Origin of the sequence: Acinetobacter sp. YH01008 (genome assembly GCF_013420435.1) — a bacterium.
GTDB classification, from domain to species: Bacteria; Pseudomonadota; Gammaproteobacteria; order Pseudomonadales; family Moraxellaceae; genus Acinetobacter; species Acinetobacter pseudolwoffii.
This window is the reverse complement of record NZ_VOYD01000001.1, coordinates 50859-70331: the sequence shown is the minus strand read 5'-3', so window position 1 is coordinate 70331 and position 19473 is coordinate 50859. Positions and strand designations below refer to the sequence as shown.

Sequence of the window (19473 nt, the reverse complement as noted above, 5' to 3'; positions counted from 1 at the left end):
AATTTTGCCTTTATAAAATAGGTGAATTAGATTAAAAACAGTGTAATGTTTGAGTTGTTTTTTTAAGCAATATATAAAGCGTTTATTAAGTTAAGCAAAGACTGTTAGTGATTAGTTTATTTATTTCAGGTCAGTAAAAAATGGACTTATTAAAATAATCAATATGCGAATGGCAAGTTTTATATATTTTGACCCAGATTTCAAAATATACCAATCACCTGTCGTTTTTTTATTTTCTAGACACATAAAAATAAAGTAACTTTTAATGCTTTGAATTAAAATACTTTTGTCATACTCACCCCCGCACTCCAATGACGCCCTTCTGCCGGTTCATAGAAACGACCATTACTTTCATTGACAATCACCGAACCGGAATAATCTTTATCAAACAGGTTATCGACACGCGCAAAAGTATTCACTGCCCAATCCTGCATTTTCCAGTGATAGCCAATATTTGTACCAGCGACTGTGTAGCTTGGTGCAGTATCAGAATTTAAGTCATTCACATAAATCTTGTCGGAGTAACGCACATCGAGTCCTGCATGTAAGCCTTTTTCAGGCTTCCAGCCCAGACTGAAAAATGCCTGATTTTTGGCAATCCCCGGAATATAGTTCCCCGATGCTACTCTAGATACTACAACCTCTCCTTCATCATTCCGAAGTTCAGGAATATCTGCATCAAAAGTGGCATCAATATAGCTATAGCTGGCTTGTGCTGTCAGATCTCGCCACAGGTTTTTGTTCCAGGAAAGTTCTACACCTTCTCTTAAGGTTTTATCTGCATTACGGAAGGTAGCGCGCCCACCCTCATTTCCCGCAGAAACAATATCATTTTCGGTTCTGGTCCGAAAGGCGGCTACGGTGAAATCCCCCCAAGCATTAGCAGATTTCAAACCCACTTCATAGCTTTCACTTTCTGCTGCTTTTAAACTCAAGCTGCGGTTTTCAGCAGTATTTGCCGGATAAGACATTTCGGTAAATGTGGGGGTTTCAAAACCTTGGGCATAACTGGCATAAGCCATCAATTCGGGTAAGGGCTGCCAGCTTAAAGCTAAAGAGGGCAATAACTTTTGATAATCGGTTTTACCGGAATTATCGCCATTGGACAGGAATTTATCTTTAGATTTAAAATGCACATTGCTATAACGCAAACCAGCATCGAATGTCCCGTTTGGCAAGAATGCATAGGATGCTTGTAAATAAGGATCAAGATTCCACAAGCGATTGTCTTCATCCCGGCGTAGTTCACCTTTTACCCCCAAGGTATCACCGACAAAGTTTTGGTAGCCTTTGCGCTCTTCGCTCATGGCATCCACGGCAATACCAGAAATCAGTTTAGTATTTGGAAAAATATCTTTACCTGTCCAGCGCAGGTCAGTGCCGTAGAAATGACGGTCAAAATCAATCACGCCACCGGCATGATTGACTCCACCTTGCGCTGTACGAGGAATCGACTGGTACTGGGTCACTGCCCGTTGTCCCCAATAGGCCATCCCGTAGAGTTCATGCTGATCATTGATCGGTTTATTCCAGGTTATCCCGGTTTGCAGCTGTTCAGTTTCCTTACGTGCATTATATAAAAGGACATTCTCAGCGACCTGTTTAGGATTGGCTTGCCACTGTTCGCGAGTTAAACCACCGGGATCATCCGCAGCAATTTTAACGTAATTATTAATCCAGTTAATTTTAGAGCCGTCCTCCAGATCCCAAGTCAGCTTGGCATTACTCAGAACTTTATGCGCACCGCTATGATCCCGAAAACCGTCAGTATCAAAATAGGATGAACTGATCATATAGCTCGGCTCATTGGCATTTTCTGAACCGCCCTGCAAAACCAGCTTGGTCTGACCTTTATGTTGACTGCCGGCAGAATGACCCAGTTCGATCGAATCAGCACCTTGCCCTTCCCGTGTGGTGGTTAAAATTGTCCCTCCGGAAGAATTACCATATAGCGATGAAAATGCACCGCCTAAAACTTCAATATGCTCCAGACTGTTCAAATCAATATTCGAGGTTTGCCCCTGCCCATCCGGCATGGTCGCCGGAATTCCATCGACATATAAACGCACGCCGCGTACCCCAAAACTGGAACGGGCACCAAAGCCACGCATTGAAATTTGCAAATCTTGGGCATAGTTTTCACGATTATTGAGCTGTAGCCCTGGAACACCCTTTAAGGTTTCCGAAAGATTCACATTCAGGCTGTTCTGTTGTTCCTGATTGAGATAATACACTGAAGCGGGTGTGCTTAAACGCTCCCGGTCAGTACGGGTCGCCTGCACAATAATCGGTGCAAGTTTTTGTACTTCTGTTACCGCATTTTCGGCATAAAGCATCTGAGTCAGACAAGCGATTAGACAGGATAATGCGATTTTTATAGGAAAATATTGAAGTCGATGCTGCATAATTTTTGGTTCCTGTTTTTCGATATGACTCAGAAAAATCTATATACTGCTGGAGCAAATCAGGTTATTTATTCTTTAAACCGGATTGATCTTTAATGACCCGTAAATTCAAATTTTCTTTATCAGAATATGAATAGAAATTTTCTTCTTAAGCCGCGTGATCAGGTGTTTTTTGACATCAAAGCAATTTATAAAAGTCTTTCTTTGAATTTTTCAATATTGTGCTGTATACATATTTCTCTAGCATTCTAGAGAGTTATAAAGATATTTATAAGCTTAGGAAACAAATCAACAGCATTTCTACAGAACCTTGTTCTGCTGTATTTTCTGAACAAACATAAACAACTTAGAATCTCAAATGAAGTGCAACAGAGATTAAATCATTGAAAGATGCAAGATGAGCTAGCATGCTGTTTCCGACTGACCAAAGTCAAAATTGCATCATGAATTACACTCATCTTACCAAAGAAGAAAAATATCAGATTTATATATTAGATCAGTTTATGTCTGCACCCTCGGGCAAATTCTTCGGTAAATGAAAAAGACAGGACTGAATCAGACAGTCTTCAGCATAACGTACAATTCCTGAGGCTCTGGGCTCTAAAATCCTATCATTCGTAGCAACGTGAAATAAAGTTTGGTATTCGCGCCAATAGTCAGACAAAAAATGACTTTATCTGAGTAGTCTACATCGAGTTAGAATGCGTTCCTTGCTGCTTAACCACTCGATGAAATCTCGCTAGCATTTACACTTTGGTTCCGAAAGCTTCTTGGAGTCGAGGTACTTCATCCGCAGATAATGCATGAATGCCAAGAAAATTAGAGTACAAATATCAATCAAAAAAGTAGTCGTTTTCTGGTTTATGAAAGCGATCTAGTTATTAACAAATTCAATTAAAAAACCCCTCAAAAAATAATTTTTTAAGGGGTTTAAAATAAATTTAACCACAAAAATAAATATTTATTTTAAATAATCTAACAAGTCATCAAAGTTTTCTATTTTATATTCAGGTTGTGCACGTTGTAATTCATTTGCACTGCCATAGCCATATGTAACTGCAATAGATTTGATTCCATTGCGGCGTGCACCCAAAATATCGTATTCACGGTCACCGACCATGATGCAGCCTTCGGCCTTTAAATGTTGCTGTTCTAAAATATACTGAATCAGCTCACCTTTATTGGTTCTGTCACCATTGAGTTCGCTGCCATAAATTTCAGTAAAATACTGAGCCAGATCAAAATGCTCTAAAATCTGTTTGGCATAAACCGTCGGTTTTGCCGTAGCGACAAACAAACGATAACCACGGCGTTTCAGTTCTGCCAACGTTTCTGCCACACCCTCGAAAACGTGATTTTCATATAGGCCTTTCACTGCAAAACGTTCGCGATAAGCCATCAACGCCTGCTCAGCCAGAATATGATCGGTCTCGATATTTAAAAGTTTGGCCAGCGAGGCTTTTAAGGGAGGACCGATAATCCAGTCGATATTGATCTCATCGCTAATCGGATGACCCACCTTTTCCAGACCGTAACGCGCAGACGTGGTGATCCCCACTTTAGGATCAGTTAATGTCCCATCCAGATCAATTAAAATATTCTTAATCACAGCCCATCCCCTCTCATCAGCACCGATATAAATTAATATCGAGAGTTCATTCAAATTTGCCTATACTAATGTAATTTTAGTGAATGAAGGACATCATTTTGCGCCCTACCGTACTTTGCTTTTCCGGTTTAGACCCTTCAGGTGGAGCCGGTCTTCAGGCAGATATTGAAGCCATTGGTCAAAGTGGTGCACATGCAGCAATTGCCTGCACAGCCCTCACCATTCAAAATTCACAGCAGGTTTTTGGTTTTGAAGCGACATCTAAAGAGCTGCTGCTGGCTCAGGCCAATGCCGTGGTGAATGACCTGCCAATTCGCTGTATTAAATCTGGCATGTTAGGCACCACAGAGAATATCGCAGCACTGGCGGAGTTTTTGACTGCACATTCGGACTATCTGTATGTACTCGATCCGGTTCTGGTGGCAAATAGTGGCGGTTCATTGGGCAATCAGGCGACACTGGTCAAAGCATTTACCCAACTAATTCCATTGGCTACCCTTCTAACTCCGAATACGGTTGAACTGCGTGCTTTAACAGGTGAAGAAGACCTACAGCTGGCCACTCAAAAACTATTTGATATGGGTGCACAAGCAGTTCTGGTTAAAGGCGGTCATGAAGATACGCCGGATTATATTCAGAACAGTCTGTATATCGCGGGCAAGTTGATTAATGAGACCCGCTGTCCACGTCTGGAGGGTGAATATCATGGTTCGGGTTGTTCACTGGCCAGCTTTATCGCCGGGCGTCTGGCCATGGGCGATCAACTCAAAACGGCGGTACAGCATGCAGAAACCTGGTTGTTTGGGGTATTAAAAATTGCCGACATCCCTGTTCCGAATGGTCAGAGAATTCCAAAGCGCTTCTAAGATAATATTTTTTTAAATTCAAAAGCCTGAATGATTCAGGCTTTTTTTATCACTTCTATTTTTCGAGGGTATTTCTATTTACCCTGAATGACTGTGCTTACATAGGTCGGCAAATCCCAGGCACCGCCAGCAAAGCCCTTGCATTGTACGGTCAGGCTACTGAAACTTTTGACAAATGTTTTACCATCCCATGCCCATTCGTCCTGACTCAGACAATCACCCAAACCACGTACTTTATGCCCGGAAAATATCTGGCCTTGGCTAAAGGTTTCTCCGGAGGTGGTCACCAGTTGTCTCGGTTGCTTGTTTTGATCTATCAGCCAAAAACCGCTGCCCATATTATAGGCTCCACGCCAGCAAGGGATCTGAATCAGCTGATTTTGAGCATTGATGGGATAAATCATCATGACATCATCCGGCATAAAATGTTGGCTAAACAGCAAATCGCATTGATCTTCGTTAGTGCTCGCTTGCAGTTTCCGAATCATCTGCTGACTCGCTGCCGTATTCAGTTTCGCTTGAGTAATCTTGCCTGACTGATATTTGGGTATCACAATTTGCGGTATCGCTGCGGCTTTGAGTACCGCTTGACTGGATTTTTTCCCAGGCTTGATCAAGGCTGAGGGCGTAGAGAGGCGGCGCTGAAATTCATCCATCTTCAGCAAAACGGCACTGGCTCCGGCTGTTGACAAAGTCCAGCGTGATTGTGCATTCTTAAATATCACTGGATCCGTGCCTTGAACTGCTTTTAATAAGGCTTGTGTTTGTGTACGACTCAATTGACCTATCCCTTGCTGATCTAAACGAATAACACCATAGGGCTTGCCCGCGATTTGTAACTGAAGCTGAGCTGTCGATGTTGCAGCTTGCAGGGGTAAAATTTGGACTTTTGCTTGTACCGCACTGGTCGTTCCTGCTGCGCGTGTTAATAAAACCGAAACTGGTCGATCAATCTCCTGATCCGACTGATAACCTGAAGCGCGGCAGGTGCCGGTATTGTCGCAGGCCATTTCCCAATCTTTATGTGAAAAATGCAGCCCCTGAATGGCAGCAAGACTTAATGAGCTGATACTGGCCAGACCAAATGCGACACTCATGGTTTTGATGCTGTATTTCCATTGTTGTTTCATCATTTAGTCCTTATTTAAAATGCTTGCCGAGGTGGCTGGCTGCATCTCTTTACCATTCAGTAAAATCAGCACCATGAACAAAAACACAATCCCGATCATGGCCAGTGGATTCAGAATTGTATTCAGCCAATCCAGTGCGGCTTCTTCACTCGAAGGTTCCAGGCCGACCACTTTGACATTCTGCACATTTGGATTCCTCGCTTCCTGCTTCGGGGTATCGATCGAATTTTCTAGCCTGTCAAAGGTCTGAATTGCACCGTCCCACATCCCGGCTCCCTGACGATAGTCTTTGAGTATATTCAGTTTTTGCTGAATGGTGTCCTGATAAAGCATGCCTGTAATCATTTATCAAGATATTGCACTTAATTTTTTAAGCTTATGACTTAACTGACGCTTTTGATCCTGCGCATCTTACGGGTTTCTAGCTGTACCGGTACTGAGGTATGTTGATGCAACAATTGCCATCGTCCCTGCTGCTTGCTGAGACACATACTGACCCGGCACCAACCCAACTGAAAAATCGGCTCAATTACCGCATAATTCACCCGAACATAGCCATCGACCAAGGCTAAATCAGTGCTCACATGAATATTGACCTCTTGACGCTCTATCCGGATTCCTTCAGGTATAAAAGGCCGATATTGCAGCCAGAGCGCCTGATAGGCATCTATGCCTTTTATTTCAGTACTGACATCGACCAGACGGATATCTGGCCGGCATAATTGAATAATATCCTGGATCTCCAGACTACATATGGCATGGTCCCATTGCTGAAGAAATGCCACGACTTCCTGACTCAGTTGTTCATCCCCAAAAACCTGCATAAAGTCCCCCTCAATCAGGTATTCAGACCTAAAATCGGAATTAAAATTGTCCCAAATTTCTGGTCTTTTGCTTTTCTTATTTTGATTATGCTCAAGCACTATAATTGCTTGGCTATCCCCTTTGTGTTATTCACTGCAATTCATCTGAATATTATTTAAAATATTATTTTGATTTCAATCTTTAAGTTAAGTCCAAAACTTCATGCAATCTGCATAGACATGCCACATTACAGCCCTATCAATCTTTATTTTTATTTAAATCAGGAATAGAGAGTTATCTGAACCCACTTTAAGACTTCTGCGGTATTTTTGTAAATGACCAAAAATGTCATTTATAAAAAAATATGTTTATATTTTAATAAGATGAAATGAATTTAGGAATAGTATTCATGTTCGGTCGTCTGATTTATTTTAGACTGAGCAATTGTAAAGAGTTTAAGTACAACTCTTAAGCTGTCGCGATGCCACACAGCTAAAAGCTAGGATTTAAATCGTGGCTTTGCTATAGGTCTGCTTTGGCATTTCAATAATTTCGACACAGAGCTGAATTTTTAATTCGGGCTGTGGAGCAATAGATTGCTGCATCACCTCAAGCACCAATGCAGAAATCGCCTGACGCACTTCGACACTACGTCCACTCAATAGTGAGACTTTGGCATGTGCATAGGCCTGATCTGTCCGTGGACTCAGTCCAATGACATAATCCTGCTGCATAATTGCACGACTTTTTAAATCATCGGGATCGGTGACATAGCCGGCATTGAACAATGCCTGATGCATGGCCAGCAAGAGCGGCTGAGTTTGAATCAGATGTTGAAGATTGTCAGAATATTCCAGATGCAGATGTGGCATACGAGTGATCTCGGATCAAAAACGTGAGGATTGGGACTACATAAAAAATAAACGCTGAATTTTAGCAATGAGACGATTTATTCACCGTCTCATATCCAGTTAAAATTCTAGTCTGATGCCAGATTTAAGCTTTCTTGACATATTCAGATTTTAACTTCATCGGGCCCATTCCCTCGATTTTACAATCGATATCATGCCCATCGGCAGCATCCGGCAATAGGCGAATACTTTTGACTTTGGTACCCACTTTCACCACTGAAGATGAACCTTTGATTTTCAGGTCTTTAATCACCGTCACGCTATCGCCGTCCGCCAGCACATTGCCATGAGCATCCTTAATGATCACTTGTTCTTCAGTAATTTCGCCTTCTTTCCACTCATGTGCACATTCAGGGCAGATCAGTAGATCGCCATCTGCATAGGTATATTCAGATTGGCATTTTGGACAGTTTGGCAGACCCATAAGAACCTCGAAAAAGAGAAAAATTAAATAAATGAAACAAATAAGATCACAGTATAGCATCTTTGCAGAGATGCGCTTTTGAACAGGAGTTTCGTTGAAGGCCAGCTCATAATCATCAAGCATTAATTATCCGGGATATGCGGATTCACCAGCAAGGAAAGTAGCTGGAATGATTCCTGCCAACTTAAGTGACATACCGCAGGCGGCACTAAATCGGGATAGCCGACCTGAATAATATGCAGGCCTGTACCGACTGAAACCTTTTCAAAGATCACAGTGACTTCTATTTCACCTTGCAGATCTGGCGTCGAAAACTGATCGGTATAACGCAGTAACTGATTGGGAATCACCTCATGATAAATCCCATGAAAATGGTGCTGGGTACCGGTGGAAAAATTGGTAAAGGTGGTTTTATAGCTGCCGCCGGGTTTGACTTCCGCATGTTCTACCTTGGCAATAAAACCATGTGGTGCCAACCATTTTGCCAGTGCATCCGGATGAACAAAAGCACGATACACCCGCTCCGGAGGTGCACTAAACACTCGATGCATTTTTAGGGTGTAACTCATTTTGTCTTGTCCCTTATTGTTATTATATATTTTTATTGAGGGATATTGCCCTTCTCTTGTATAGACTGACCAGACCAAGCTGAGCGTCCATAGAACTGATTTTACGCAATCCTCAATTTGGTATATATAATGACTATGTATCTGTATTAAAGCCCTGACATTCCGATATAACTAAATATAAAGGATAAAAAAACCCGGCAGCACCGGGGTTTTTTTATTTAAATACAGGCACAATCAGCTATTACGTAGACTGCTTTCTTCTTCATCCAGCTCATCATCATAGACATAGGCCATGCAGCCCCAACCATCATATTCACCCTGAAATTCTGCAGCGATTTTGCTGAACCACTGTTCCAGATCCACAATATCCTCGTAGGTTGGTTCCATATAGACATAAATCGTGATAATCCATTCCAGGGTCGCGCTTTCTTCATCCTGAAACAGGCTGATTTTTTGTTCTTCCTTTAAGAGATACAAGGCACAACGATCTGCCTGCTCTTCATCACTAAACACCAGCGAAAATTCGATTTCATGTGCTTCTTGCAGGTCGTCGCCATCCTGATGCATTTGCCACAGTACATTGCCATTTTCATCGTCAGGGAATTGATTGTAATCACGTGACATAGAAGTATCCTTATTATGATGCTGTTTTATTCTGCATCTAAGATTAGCTGATTTTTAGACAATTATCGAGATCCGGACAAAAAATATTATCTTTTAACCATAAATAAACATATGATTTTTATAAATATAAAAATTATCTGTCAAATGGGTATTTCTTAAATATTTACAGCCTATCACGTCCGGGAATATCGATCTTTCGCTAAAACCCTATTCGTTATCAGCTACCATCAAGACTTAGTGCGCTTGATGCCTATCAAAACTATACGGTCTCTGGATGCCGGCCTTCTTGCTTCATGTGCACAACCAGCGCAGCAAACTTTAATTCCTCTAAACGTAAATCCAGATAGGATGACTGAATCGTGGCCTGACTCAGTTGCTGTCCGGTATAATTCAGCAGGACATAATCATCCCTTAAGGCTTGCAACATCTGTCCCAAATTTTCTCTGTTTAATTGAGCAAGATATAAATCTGCCTTGCTATTAAAGGCCAAACTAAAGATTTCAATGATACTTCTACGGCGGCTGTCATCGATATAATTACAACTGGCGATCTGCTGTGTTGCTATGGCCTGCTGAATTTTTTCACGTACATCGAGCAGATGCCGAGCCGCATCCGTTTCACTATATCCTGCGATCAGCTGTTGTAAAAGTTGCGGTACTGGCAGACATAAACCGTAATGCTTGGCCTGGATTTTATGTTCCAGGGCATTCACTACGTCCTCTAAGTGCTGCTGTTGCCTGGCCTGTTCATAATAACCCTGCAAAGTTTTTCTGGCCTGCTGTTCAACTTCGACCAAGGCTTTTGCCTGAAACTGGGCGATATAATCTTTCACGCTTTCAATATAAGCCTTGAGATCATCAATCATGATCGAAGCATCCAGTTTGGTCACTTCAACAAAATTTTCGGCCTGCAAAGTCCGGTTGATAATATATTGTTCGATATCACAGATATCCTGATATTTTTTATATTTATTCAGCGCAGTCGTTAAACTGCCATGCTGTACCCGCAGTTGGGTCACGTCATAATTCAGTTCATCGACTTGAGCGTCATAATCTGCCAGTCTGCTGCGTGAATGATCCAGATTTTCCTGTAAAAACCGGATATTGCTGCGTAATGAAGCCTGGATCTTCAAGCTCCAGAGCAAGGCACATAATAAAATACTCGCGAGAACGAAAAAAGCCATACTGAGCATTGTTCTGTCCTTTAACCCCGGGCATTGCCCTAAAACATCAAATTAAAAATTTATTATAAAGTACTGGTTAATTTTGCATCACTTTGACCAGATAATCAAAGCCATTAATCGCCACTAAGTCGTTCATTCATTTTATTTTTCTATAATTTTTTATGTGCAAGTCATACATCATGAATTGATTTGCAGCTTAAATCAAAACGATCCTGAAACAGCTAACAGTATTTTTTATATCAAAGGATATAATTTAAAAGTTTAAAATTAATGACAGTAAAATTAAAAAACCAATAGAAATAAAGATATCAAGCTTATAACAGCAGATAAAGACAATAAAAATTCCTAAACTCATCATCAAGATATGCAGCCAGCATTCACCGGTATGTTCTACATCGACAGAAGATTGGGCAATGCATAAGTATTAGATTTCAAATAAAAAACATGAAAAACCATTAATTTTCAGAGCATTGACTGAAATAAATTCTCACAATTTTTAATTCAGGTAGCCGATTTTAAATGGCAAATACCATTTTGAATGATTACACAAAATAGAACTAATTTGACCGGATACCATCGTTTTCATAATCCAAATCAAAACGGGACTACGACTTCAATCTCAACCGGAACACCACTCAGCGGCTGGCTAAAAGCCAGATAATTGGCATGCAAAGCCATACGATTTAAAGGACTGCGCTGTGGTTCTGGATGATAGATTTTATCGCCAGTAATGGGATGACCCAGATACAGCATATGTACTCGCAACTGATGAGAACGGCCTGTGATGGGCGTGAGTAAAACCCGACTAATGTCTTGCTGGGGCAAATATTCTATTGCCTGATATAAGGTTTTGGCAGTTTTGCCCAGTTCATAATGCACCATCTGACGCGGACGGTTTTCCCAGTCGGTCATCAAAGGCACTTCGACGCTGCCCTGACCTTCAAGTTTGCCTTGTACCAGTGCGACATAATTTTTATGCACGGTACGTGCCTGAAACATTTTACTCACCGCCACTTCTGCATCACGGTGTTTGGCAAACATCAAAATACCTGAAGTGGCCATATCCAGACGATGGGTGATTTTAGCCTGCGGATACTGGTCCAGAACCCGCAAATAAGCACTGTCATGATGTTCAGCTAAACGCCCGGGAACCGACAATAATCCGGCCGGCTTTTCAATCACCACCAGATCATCATCTTCATAAACAATATGCAACGGTTCTTGCGGTGGGCAATAGACAAAGTCGGGGTTGATGGGCATTTTAGGAATACAGCATCTGGAACAATGCGCGCAAAATAACAAGCTGTATTTAACCTGTCAATCACCGCGCATAGCCAGATAAATTAATCTGCCAGATAATAATCCACCGTCGAAACTACACGGACTTTCTTCAAATAGGGGGTATTGCTGTCGCGATCTTCGATACTAAACATGCCCTGATTGGCGGACTTGATTTTCCCCAGACTGCTTTTTGAATCTGCGGCAAATTTTTCTGCCACACTGCGGGCATTTTCGGTGGCTTGTTCAATCATCGCCGGCTTAATGTCATTCAACTTGGTAAATAAATATTCGGTTCTTTGTCCGGAATCATCTCCAGCAAAGGCAATGCCTTTTCTACCCAAAGCCACCAGACGGCTTTGTGCCTTGCGTACTGCATCGATGTTGTGGGTATAGACGGTAATGGTCTGACTGGCAGTATAGCGCAGTGCGACATTGGCATCACCGCCGTATTGCTGGGCGTATTTATCGGTAATACTCGGTGAAGCACTGGTGATCTCTTCGGCACTAAAACCTTCATTTTTTAGAAAGGTCTGAATTTCCTGGGTATTGTTTTGCATAGTATCGTACAACTGGGCCAGATCCTGACTGCCTGCGTTAAAACGGATCGGCCAGACTGCTACATCAGCTTTGACTTCGCGTTCCGACAAACCTTTGACCGACACAATACGTTCATACTGTTTGATTTTTAAGGCGCTATTGCCCAGAATCCATCCTGAAATTATCATCCCCAAAGCAATCAGGACACCCAAGATCAGTGCCGGTTTAAATTGATTCATCTGTTTCAACTCCTTTAAAATCCTGTTTTAGTTTTTATATACCCTACTGATCCGAAGCTATTTTTCTGTCATTGAAATATTCAGTTCAGCATAGCGCTTAACTTTGCTTGATTAAATAGATTGCAATTAAAGGCGCCAAGTTAAACAGCAAAATCCCAATTTTATACAACACCATACCTGAATAATGAATCACATCGAAGCTGGCTTCAGATAGCCGGAACCATTTTCCATGCAATTGTTTCATCCAGTTTCGGGCAAATACAAAAACCGTGAACCAGAGCATGAGAATAGTGTAATTGATGACTAAGGAAAATAGTAGAAAACGACACCAAATATCGAGATTCATCATAATTCCCCACTGGGCGCAGCTGATGCTTTAAAAATAACAAATTTGATCTGGGAGAATGAGAACTGATTTGTATCATGCTTGAATGAATATTTATTTTAAGCTTTTGATTTATTGTTATTTTAATGATTTATCATATTTGCACTGCTGGAGAATTTTTTAGGGTGTTGGGAAAACGTCTAATGGTTTACTTCAACTATCAATCTTTGTAAGACTTGATCTTATAGCCTATAAACTTGTGGTCTATAGCGTCCTAAGCCGGATCGAGACCTTTTGGGTTCGTACTGCACTCGCGTTTTGCGCCGCTCACAGCATGCTACTCTTTCCGATCCCATCACACCCTTGAGAGCTATATTAGGCAAAGATGGACGGGATTAATTTCCTATGTTTTTTTAATTTTTAGATTTTTTGAAAATTTATTTCATTATTAAACCAAATTTAGGGAAATAAATTCTATTCTTCATTTTTTACGCTTTTTTATTCTGTAAAAATGGCCTTTATTGCAATTTATCTTCAAGACATGATGACTATTTATTGAAACAAAGCAGCCTGAATCCATTGTGCGCTAAACCACCAGATACTGATCGCCGACATCCCGCACAGCAGATTGGCCAGAACTTTATTGAGTCTCGTCAGTTCAGAGCTATAGACTTTTAGATTCAGTAAATATGCCATCACGCCGTAGAGCAAGCCAATTGCGCCCCCAAACAGGATCAGAATTAATGGCCATGCGGAATAAAAGTGGGCTTTCTTGCTTAATTTTCCTGATTCTGGTGCGTACTCTCTGATTTCCATATGTGTTTGCCCTCTTTCCAATATGTGCACATGCACTATTTCAAGGCAGATATTTCGCTGTTATTAAATATTTGCCGATTAGGACTTTGATTGAAGCAAGAAGCAGACCAGTTTTAGTGTACAAAAAGCTGACGGGTATGTTGGTTGATATAGGCGTTCAGGCCATCGCCATATCGGGCGAGCTGTTTCATGTTTTCGACATGCTGATCACCGGCACTGCTATAACTATAAGTATAGACTTTCGAGGTTTTCTTAAATTGCACCCGAATAAATTCGTTACCAATCTCATAATTGGCAACACCTGAGTCGTGATTAAGATCAAGATAATGTTGCAATTCGGCAGCCTTAAATACGGTGAATCTAGGCTTTTAGATGGAGATGATTTGGTTAATTTTCAATCAAAATCAAGGTTCAAAAAGATGTAAATTTACAAAAAAATATCCCACTCAATGATGGGATATTTTTTTCAATCTAATTGAATTAATTAGCAATTAGGATCAACGACATAACTTGTCTGGCTAAATTTTTGCCATGCTCCAGTAGCAGCGCCATCTACAACCAGAATAGAAATAAGTCCCCAATCCAGGAAAATACCTAATAAAGTTGTTGGATCAAATGTTTTCTGTGGAATAACGGTGTTGGTTTGACAGCCTTGCTTCTCTGCCTTAATCACATAGTTTTCTTTCTTTTTGAAAGTATAGACAGTATTACGCTGTCCCATATATTCTTCATTGACATATAACTTAGCCAATTCATCATTACTACGGATATTCACAGTTTGAGTTGAACCATTAAACATCGTGGCACAGCCTGAAGTAAATAAGATTGCACTGCCTAGTACTAAAGCTGCAAATTTTTTCATTGTTTCACCCCGGAAATATCTAACCTTAATTTAAAAGTGGTTAGCTAATTTTTAAAGCAGACAAGCTATACCGTTTATATTTAAATTTCAAATAATTTTTTGAATTTATTAGGTTTTACTTTAAATTAATAAGTTTCTATACATATATGATTGGCTTTTTCACCCTGATCTTTTGATTGCTACCTAAAAGGTTAGCTAATAAACAGCAAAAAGCCCTATCGAGTAATAGGGCTTTCGTTCAAAACAGAGGGTAACTGTTTGAGTTGTTTTGCTTAGGCATTCTTATTGTTAAATTGATTGCCTTGGCATTTGGTACACGGTGGTAAACGATCAGTACCAATTTCTAAGTAGGTGCGGTGTCCGCATTGAACACAAAAATAGAAGCCTGTTCCGGGTTTTTCGCCAGCAGTAACCATCTTTGTTCTCCATGGTTTTAGAAATGGTCCGTCTAGTATAACCCTCTGGTGATGAATGTCTATTGTCCATTTTTGTAAATGATAGTGTCGTTTGGGCGAAGACTAGAAGACTAGCTATTAGTCACTAAGTTAGTTCTAATAATCAGCATTGATATAATTACATAACCTCTCATTCTCATTTTGTAGCCAATGCTCGAAATTATCTGGATCTTGAGAAACTTCAAGCATATTCTTCAACGAAGATCTATCCATTATCAAATCCAATCCGCTTTGACAAAACTTCCACCCTGCTACCAAGTTTTCTTCGATATACCTATCAAGCTCGTCAAAAATCTTTACAATTTCAATAAACTTATCTTCATTTAAAGGAGTTGAGGTAAAGTGGACGCTATTTTTATAATCAGACATTGTTGCAGGAACTGCTCCATATCCCTCTAAATGGAAGTGAAATGATTGACTCTTTTTTTCAAATCCACCATGAGCAAAAGTGTTACGATATTTTTCTTTTATTTGAATTAGATTGTCATAAATCTTTTTGGATAAACCTTTGCATCCTAACACTTCAATATATTTTTCAGACCAAAATTGACCAATGATTTTTTTAATTTCATATTTTGAATCTTTTTTTGCAAATGGAAGTATTAAAACCAATACATGCTCTAATCTACTAAAATATGAATCAATCATTGAAAGTGCGTTATATACAGCTTCTCTTTCCAAATCTTTTTTCCTAAGATAATTTGAAAGTACTTTCGTAAAATCTTTATCTTTCCTGGTAATTTCTTTAGCGAACAATTTTTGAGCTTCATAACGAAAGTACATGTACTGATTATCTAACTTATGAAAGTTATTTTGAATCGTAAAATTGCTTGAATTAATTTGTTCTTCAGCATATTGAGCTAATATTTTTGTCTCGATAAACTTAATATTCTTCTTTAGTTTATTTATGACCTCTTTATGATTTGTACTTCCATCTACTTTTTGACTATAAATTCTCAAACCAAATTTATGTGAACTTATCATATTCACAATACCTTTATATTTAAAAACTATTCCCCAATGCATCTTATCCCATCTATAAATAGAACTGAATTTACATATTTTATGTAAGGTAAACAGTAAAATAGCTTCAACAGGAAAGTCCTCACGAGAAATAGAAATATAAGATTTATCATCAATCAAATTTTCAGATATTGGATCTGCATAGGTAAAATCTTTAAACAAGATATCTAATCTATTCTGTATTTCTGGTTGAACGTACATAAAATTTCACAAATAAAAAACCTACATAAATGTAGGTTTTTTATATATTAAAATCAAATAAGACCAATTGAAATCATCAAGCCACATTCCCTTCCAAGAAATCCTGTGCAAAGCGCTGTAATACCCCACCCGCCTCATACACATACACTTCTTCTTCAGTATCCAGACGACAAGTCACAGGTACTTCAATAATCTGGTTCTTACCATCATCGGTTGAACGCTCAATTACTAAAGTCAACGTCGAACGTGGCGCAATATTACCAATCACGCTATACAGCTCAGTACCATCAAGACCTAAAGTCTTACGATCCGTACCCGGCTTAAACTCAAGCGGCAATACCCCCATACCGACCAAGTTGGTACGGTGGATACGCTCAAAACCTTCTGCGACAATCGCTTCTACACCCGCCAGACGCACACCTTTCGCCGCCCAGTCACGACTCGAACCCTGACCATAGTCTTTACCTGCAATAATGATCAACGGCTGTTTACGGTTCATGTAGGTTTCAATCGCTTCCCACATCCGCATCACTTCGCCTTCAGGCTCCACACGTGCTTTCGAACCCTGCTTGATGCTGCCGTCTGAACGCACCACCATTTCATTAAACAGTTTCGGGTTGGCAAATGTTGCACGTTGTGTGGTCAGGTGATCACCACGATGCGTTGCATAAGAGTTAAAGTCTTCCTCAGGCACGCCCATTTTTTTCAGGTATTCGCCTGAAGCACTGTCGAGCACAATCGCATTGGATGGTGACAAATGATCGGTGGTGATGTTATCACCCAAGATCGCCAGTGGACGCATATTGGCTAAGGTACGTGGTGCAGCGAGGGCACCTTCCCAATACGGCGGACGGCGGATATAGGTACTTTGCGGACGCCAGTCATATAGCGGGCTTGCTGCCTTTTCATTCACACCCAAATCAAACATCGGAATATAGATTTGACGGAACTGTTCCGGCTTCACTGCTTCTTTCACCAGTGCATCAATTTCTTCATCCGATGGCCAGATGTCTTTTAGATAAATCGGGTTGCCATCTTTGTCATTACCAAGTGAATCCGTTTCGATATCAAAACGAATCGTACCGGCAATCGCATACGCCACCACCAGTGGTGGAGATGCCAGAAAAGCCTGCTTCGCATAAGGATGGATACGGCCATCGAAGTTACGGTTGCCCGACAATACCGCTGTGGCATACAGGTCACGGTCAATAATTTCTTGCTGAATTTTTGGATCTAGTGCGCCCGACATGCCGTTACAAGTGGTGCAGGCATAAGCCACGATACCAAAGCCCAGTTTTTCTAAATCTTTGAGTACGCCAGCTTCTTCAAGATATAACGCTGCTGCTTTAGAACCTGGTGCAAAAGATGATTTCACCCAAGGTTTACGGATCAAGCCCAATTCATTGGCCTTACGCGCCAGCAAACCTGCCGCCACGGTATTTCGCGGGTTTGAGGTATTGGTACAAGACGTAATCGCCGCGATAATCACCGCGCCATCTGGCATTAAACCTTCAGCTTCTTGCGCACGTGCAGCCTCTAGATTACCTGCAATGCCTTTTTCTTTTAAGTCAGATGTCGAGACACGAGCATGCGGATTGGATGGGCCAGCAATGTTACGGGTTACTGTTGAAAGATCAAAACGCAATACACGTGGATATTCTGCCTGAGTCATATCCGATGCCCACAGACCAATCTCTTTGGCATAAGTTTCAACCAGTTTGACTTGCTCTGCTTCACGACCAGTCAAAGTCAGATAATCAATGGTGTTCTGATCGATATAGAACATCGCAGCGGTTGCACCGTATTCCGGAGTCATGTTGGAAATCGTGGCACGATCACCCACTGACATGCTGTCGGCACCTTCACCGAAAAATTCTAAGTATGCCCCGACCACACGTTCTTTACGCAGGAATTCTGTCAGTGCCAACACAATATCGGTTGCGGTAATGCCCGGCTGACGCTGACCAACGAATTCCACCCCAATAATATCCGGCAGACGCATCCAAGACGCACGGCCCAGCATCACATTTTCCGCTTCCAAGCCGCCAACACCAATCGAGATCACGCCAAGCGCATCAGTATGTGGGGTATGTGAATCTGTACCGACACAGGTGTCCGGGAATGCCAGGCCATCACGGTTTTGAATCACCGGAGACATTTTCTCCAGGTTGATCTGGTGCATGATGCCATTACCGGCAGGAATCACATCGACATTTTCAAACGCGGTTTTGGTCCATTCAATAAAATGAAAACGGTCTTCATTACGACGGTCTTCAATCGCGCGGTTTTTCTCAAAAGCATCCGGATCAAAACCACCAAATTCCACTGCCAATGAATGATCGACAATCAGCTGGGTCGGTACCACTGGATTGACTTTAGCCGGGTCACCGCCCTGTTCTGCAATTGCATCACGTAAGCCGGCAAGATCGACCAAAGCCGTTTGTCCCAAGATGTCGTGACAGACCACACGTGCCGGATACCATGGAAAATCATGTTCCTGTTTACGCTCAATCAGCTGTCGCAAAGACTGTTCTAAAATGGCAGGATCACAACGACGAACCAGCTGCTCAGCAAGCACTTTGGAGGTATAAGGAAGTTTGGCATATGCGCCTGGCTGAATATCTTCTACGGCCTGACGCACGTCATAATATTCCAGCTGGGTGGATTGCAGCGGTTTACGGTAGTTGTTGTTCATAGCTTGCCTGCCCTCGTTTATTACTCTTTTTTGCACATCAAAATTTATTGATGACTTGTTTTTTAATAAAGGCATTGTACGCTGCCGAAAGTCCATTTCCCAAATCTTATAATTTTCAATAGTTTAATTATATAAATCGGCTTATTTTAATAAATTTGTTATCTGGCCTTTAGAATTTTGGCTCTAAACTTCTATTTTTTTGAAAAATCGTAGAAAATTCATCTCATTCTTTAGTATGAGACACTCACAACAGCATAAAAAACAATCAACATATAGGCGCAATAAACAGGCTTTATTTCATATTCATGCAACTTTTATGAGCTGTATTTTAAGCAGCGAATAGACCCTGATTAAAAGCCAACTATTAAAAGCCAAATAAGTCTCTTCTCTTACATTTAGGTCTTTATATGCAAGCGGCTTGTTGATAAAAACTGGATATTAAGAATATCTTCAAAACATCCTTATACAATAATTCCGAAAATCATCGTATTTCAGCGATAGAACCATTTAAAAG

Annotated in this window: 20 protein-coding genes; 1 reads left to right on the top strand and 19 read right to left on the bottom strand. The window is 40.9% G+C overall.

All coding sequences use genetic code 11. From position 1 onward, the window contains the following. Positions 1–275 precede the first annotated feature (275 nt). Both FTT75_RS00350 and FTT75_RS00345 read right to left on the bottom strand, forming a co-directional pair. Positions 276–2405 carry a TonB-dependent receptor gene (locus FTT75_RS00350; protein WP_180185771.1) on the bottom strand — a complete coding sequence of 710 codons (2130 nt, stop codon included), beginning with the start codon at positions 2403–2405 and terminating at the stop codon, positions 276–278. A 961-nt stretch (positions 2406–3366) separates the two neighbouring features. Continuing rightward, complete coding sequence (locus FTT75_RS00345; RefSeq protein ID WP_005169586.1) at positions 3367–4014, bottom strand: HAD family hydrolase; 648 nt, start codon at positions 4012–4014, stop codon at positions 3367–3369. Positions 4015–4112: 98 nt separating this feature from the next. Between FTT75_RS00345 and FTT75_RS00340 the strand changes: the two genes are divergently transcribed. Further along, the gene (locus FTT75_RS00340; protein WP_100357951.1) at positions 4113–4880 is read left to right on the top strand and encodes a hydroxymethylpyrimidine/phosphomethylpyrimidine kinase; all 768 of its coding nucleotides are present in this window, start codon (positions 4113–4115) and stop codon (positions 4878–4880) included. Positions 4881–4954: 74 nt separating this feature from the next. On the opposite strand, the gene FTT75_RS00335 is transcribed toward FTT75_RS00340, so the two are convergent. The 17 genes from FTT75_RS00335 to acnD form a co-directional block, all read right to left on the bottom strand. Continuing rightward, on the bottom strand, positions 4955–6010 hold the full coding sequence (locus FTT75_RS00335; RefSeq protein WP_180185770.1) for a DUF1176 domain-containing protein: 1056 nt from the start codon (positions 6008–6010) through the stop codon (positions 4955–4957). Positions 6011–6013: 3 nt separating this feature from the next. Continuing rightward, complete coding sequence (locus FTT75_RS00330; protein WP_257230311.1) at positions 6014–6343, bottom strand: hypothetical protein; 330 nt, start codon at positions 6341–6343, stop codon at positions 6014–6016. A 50-nt stretch (positions 6344–6393) separates the two neighbouring features. Continuing rightward, the gene (locus tag FTT75_RS00325) at positions 6394–6834 is read right to left on the bottom strand and encodes a nuclear transport factor 2 family protein (RefSeq protein WP_180185769.1); all 441 of its coding nucleotides are present in this window, start codon (positions 6832–6834) and stop codon (positions 6394–6396) included. 486 nt (positions 6835–7320) lie between these two features. Continuing rightward, positions 7321–7686 (bottom strand): 5-carboxymethyl-2-hydroxymuconate Delta-isomerase, encoded by a 366-nt coding sequence (locus FTT75_RS00320; protein WP_180185768.1) that lies wholly within the window; start codon positions 7684–7686, stop codon positions 7321–7323. 124 nt (positions 7687–7810) lie between these two features. Continuing rightward, on the bottom strand, positions 7811–8149 hold the full coding sequence (locus FTT75_RS00315; protein ID WP_005097964.1) for a zinc ribbon domain-containing protein YjdM: 339 nt from the start codon (positions 8147–8149) through the stop codon (positions 7811–7813). A 122-nt stretch (positions 8150–8271) separates the two neighbouring features. Beyond that, positions 8272–8718: an SRPBCC domain-containing protein gene (locus FTT75_RS00310; protein ID WP_005169565.1), complete on the bottom strand. Its 447-nt coding sequence runs from the start codon at positions 8716–8718 to the stop codon at positions 8272–8274. 234 nt (positions 8719–8952) lie between these two features. After that, on the bottom strand, positions 8953–9342 hold the full coding sequence (locus FTT75_RS00305; RefSeq protein ID WP_005097967.1) for a ribonuclease E inhibitor RraB: 390 nt from the start codon (positions 9340–9342) through the stop codon (positions 8953–8955). 259 nt (positions 9343–9601) lie between these two features. Continuing rightward, on the bottom strand, positions 9602–10534 hold the full coding sequence (locus tag FTT75_RS00300; protein ID WP_180185767.1) for a DUF4041 domain-containing protein: 933 nt from the start codon (positions 10532–10534) through the stop codon (positions 9602–9604). 585 nt (positions 10535–11119) lie between these two features. Then, the gene (locus FTT75_RS00295) at positions 11120–11785 is read right to left on the bottom strand and encodes a pseudouridine synthase (protein ID WP_005169561.1); all 666 of its coding nucleotides are present in this window, start codon (positions 11783–11785) and stop codon (positions 11120–11122) included. Positions 11786–11868: 83 nt separating this feature from the next. Beyond that, positions 11869–12582 (bottom strand): SIMPL domain-containing protein, encoded by a 714-nt coding sequence (locus FTT75_RS00290; RefSeq protein ID WP_005169559.1) that lies wholly within the window; start codon positions 12580–12582, stop codon positions 11869–11871. A 97-nt stretch (positions 12583–12679) separates the two neighbouring features. Beyond that, a complete protein-coding gene (locus tag FTT75_RS00285) occupies positions 12680–12928 on the bottom strand; it encodes a DUF6868 family protein (RefSeq protein WP_180185766.1) in 249 nt (82 codons plus the stop codon). A gap of 531 nt (positions 12929–13459) precedes the next feature. Further along, a complete protein-coding gene (locus FTT75_RS00280; protein WP_100357956.1) occupies positions 13460–13723 on the bottom strand; it encodes a hypothetical protein in 264 nt (87 codons plus the stop codon). Positions 13724–13836: 113 nt separating this feature from the next. Next, the gene (locus tag FTT75_RS00275; protein WP_005097977.1) at positions 13837–14058 is read right to left on the bottom strand and encodes a hypothetical protein; all 222 of its coding nucleotides are present in this window, start codon (positions 14056–14058) and stop codon (positions 13837–13839) included. Positions 14059–14207: 149 nt separating this feature from the next. Then, positions 14208–14585: a hypothetical protein gene (locus FTT75_RS00270; RefSeq protein ID WP_005169548.1), complete on the bottom strand. Its 378-nt coding sequence runs from the start codon at positions 14583–14585 to the stop codon at positions 14208–14210. 272 nt (positions 14586–14857) lie between these two features. After that, positions 14858–15001, bottom strand: coding sequence for a zinc ribbon-containing protein (locus FTT75_RS00265; RefSeq protein ID WP_004645925.1), 144 nt, complete (start codon positions 14999–15001; stop codon positions 14858–14860). A 135-nt stretch (positions 15002–15136) separates the two neighbouring features. Further along, positions 15137–16264, bottom strand: a complete 1128-nt coding sequence (locus FTT75_RS15760) for a hypothetical protein (protein WP_252357266.1) — start codon at positions 16262–16264, stop codon at positions 15137–15139. A gap of 76 nt (positions 16265–16340) precedes the next feature. Beyond that, positions 16341–18959, bottom strand: a complete 2619-nt coding sequence (gene acnD / locus FTT75_RS00255; protein ID WP_180185765.1) for a Fe/S-dependent 2-methylisocitrate dehydratase AcnD — start codon at positions 18957–18959, stop codon at positions 16341–16343. Positions 18960–19473: the final 514 nt, after the last annotated feature.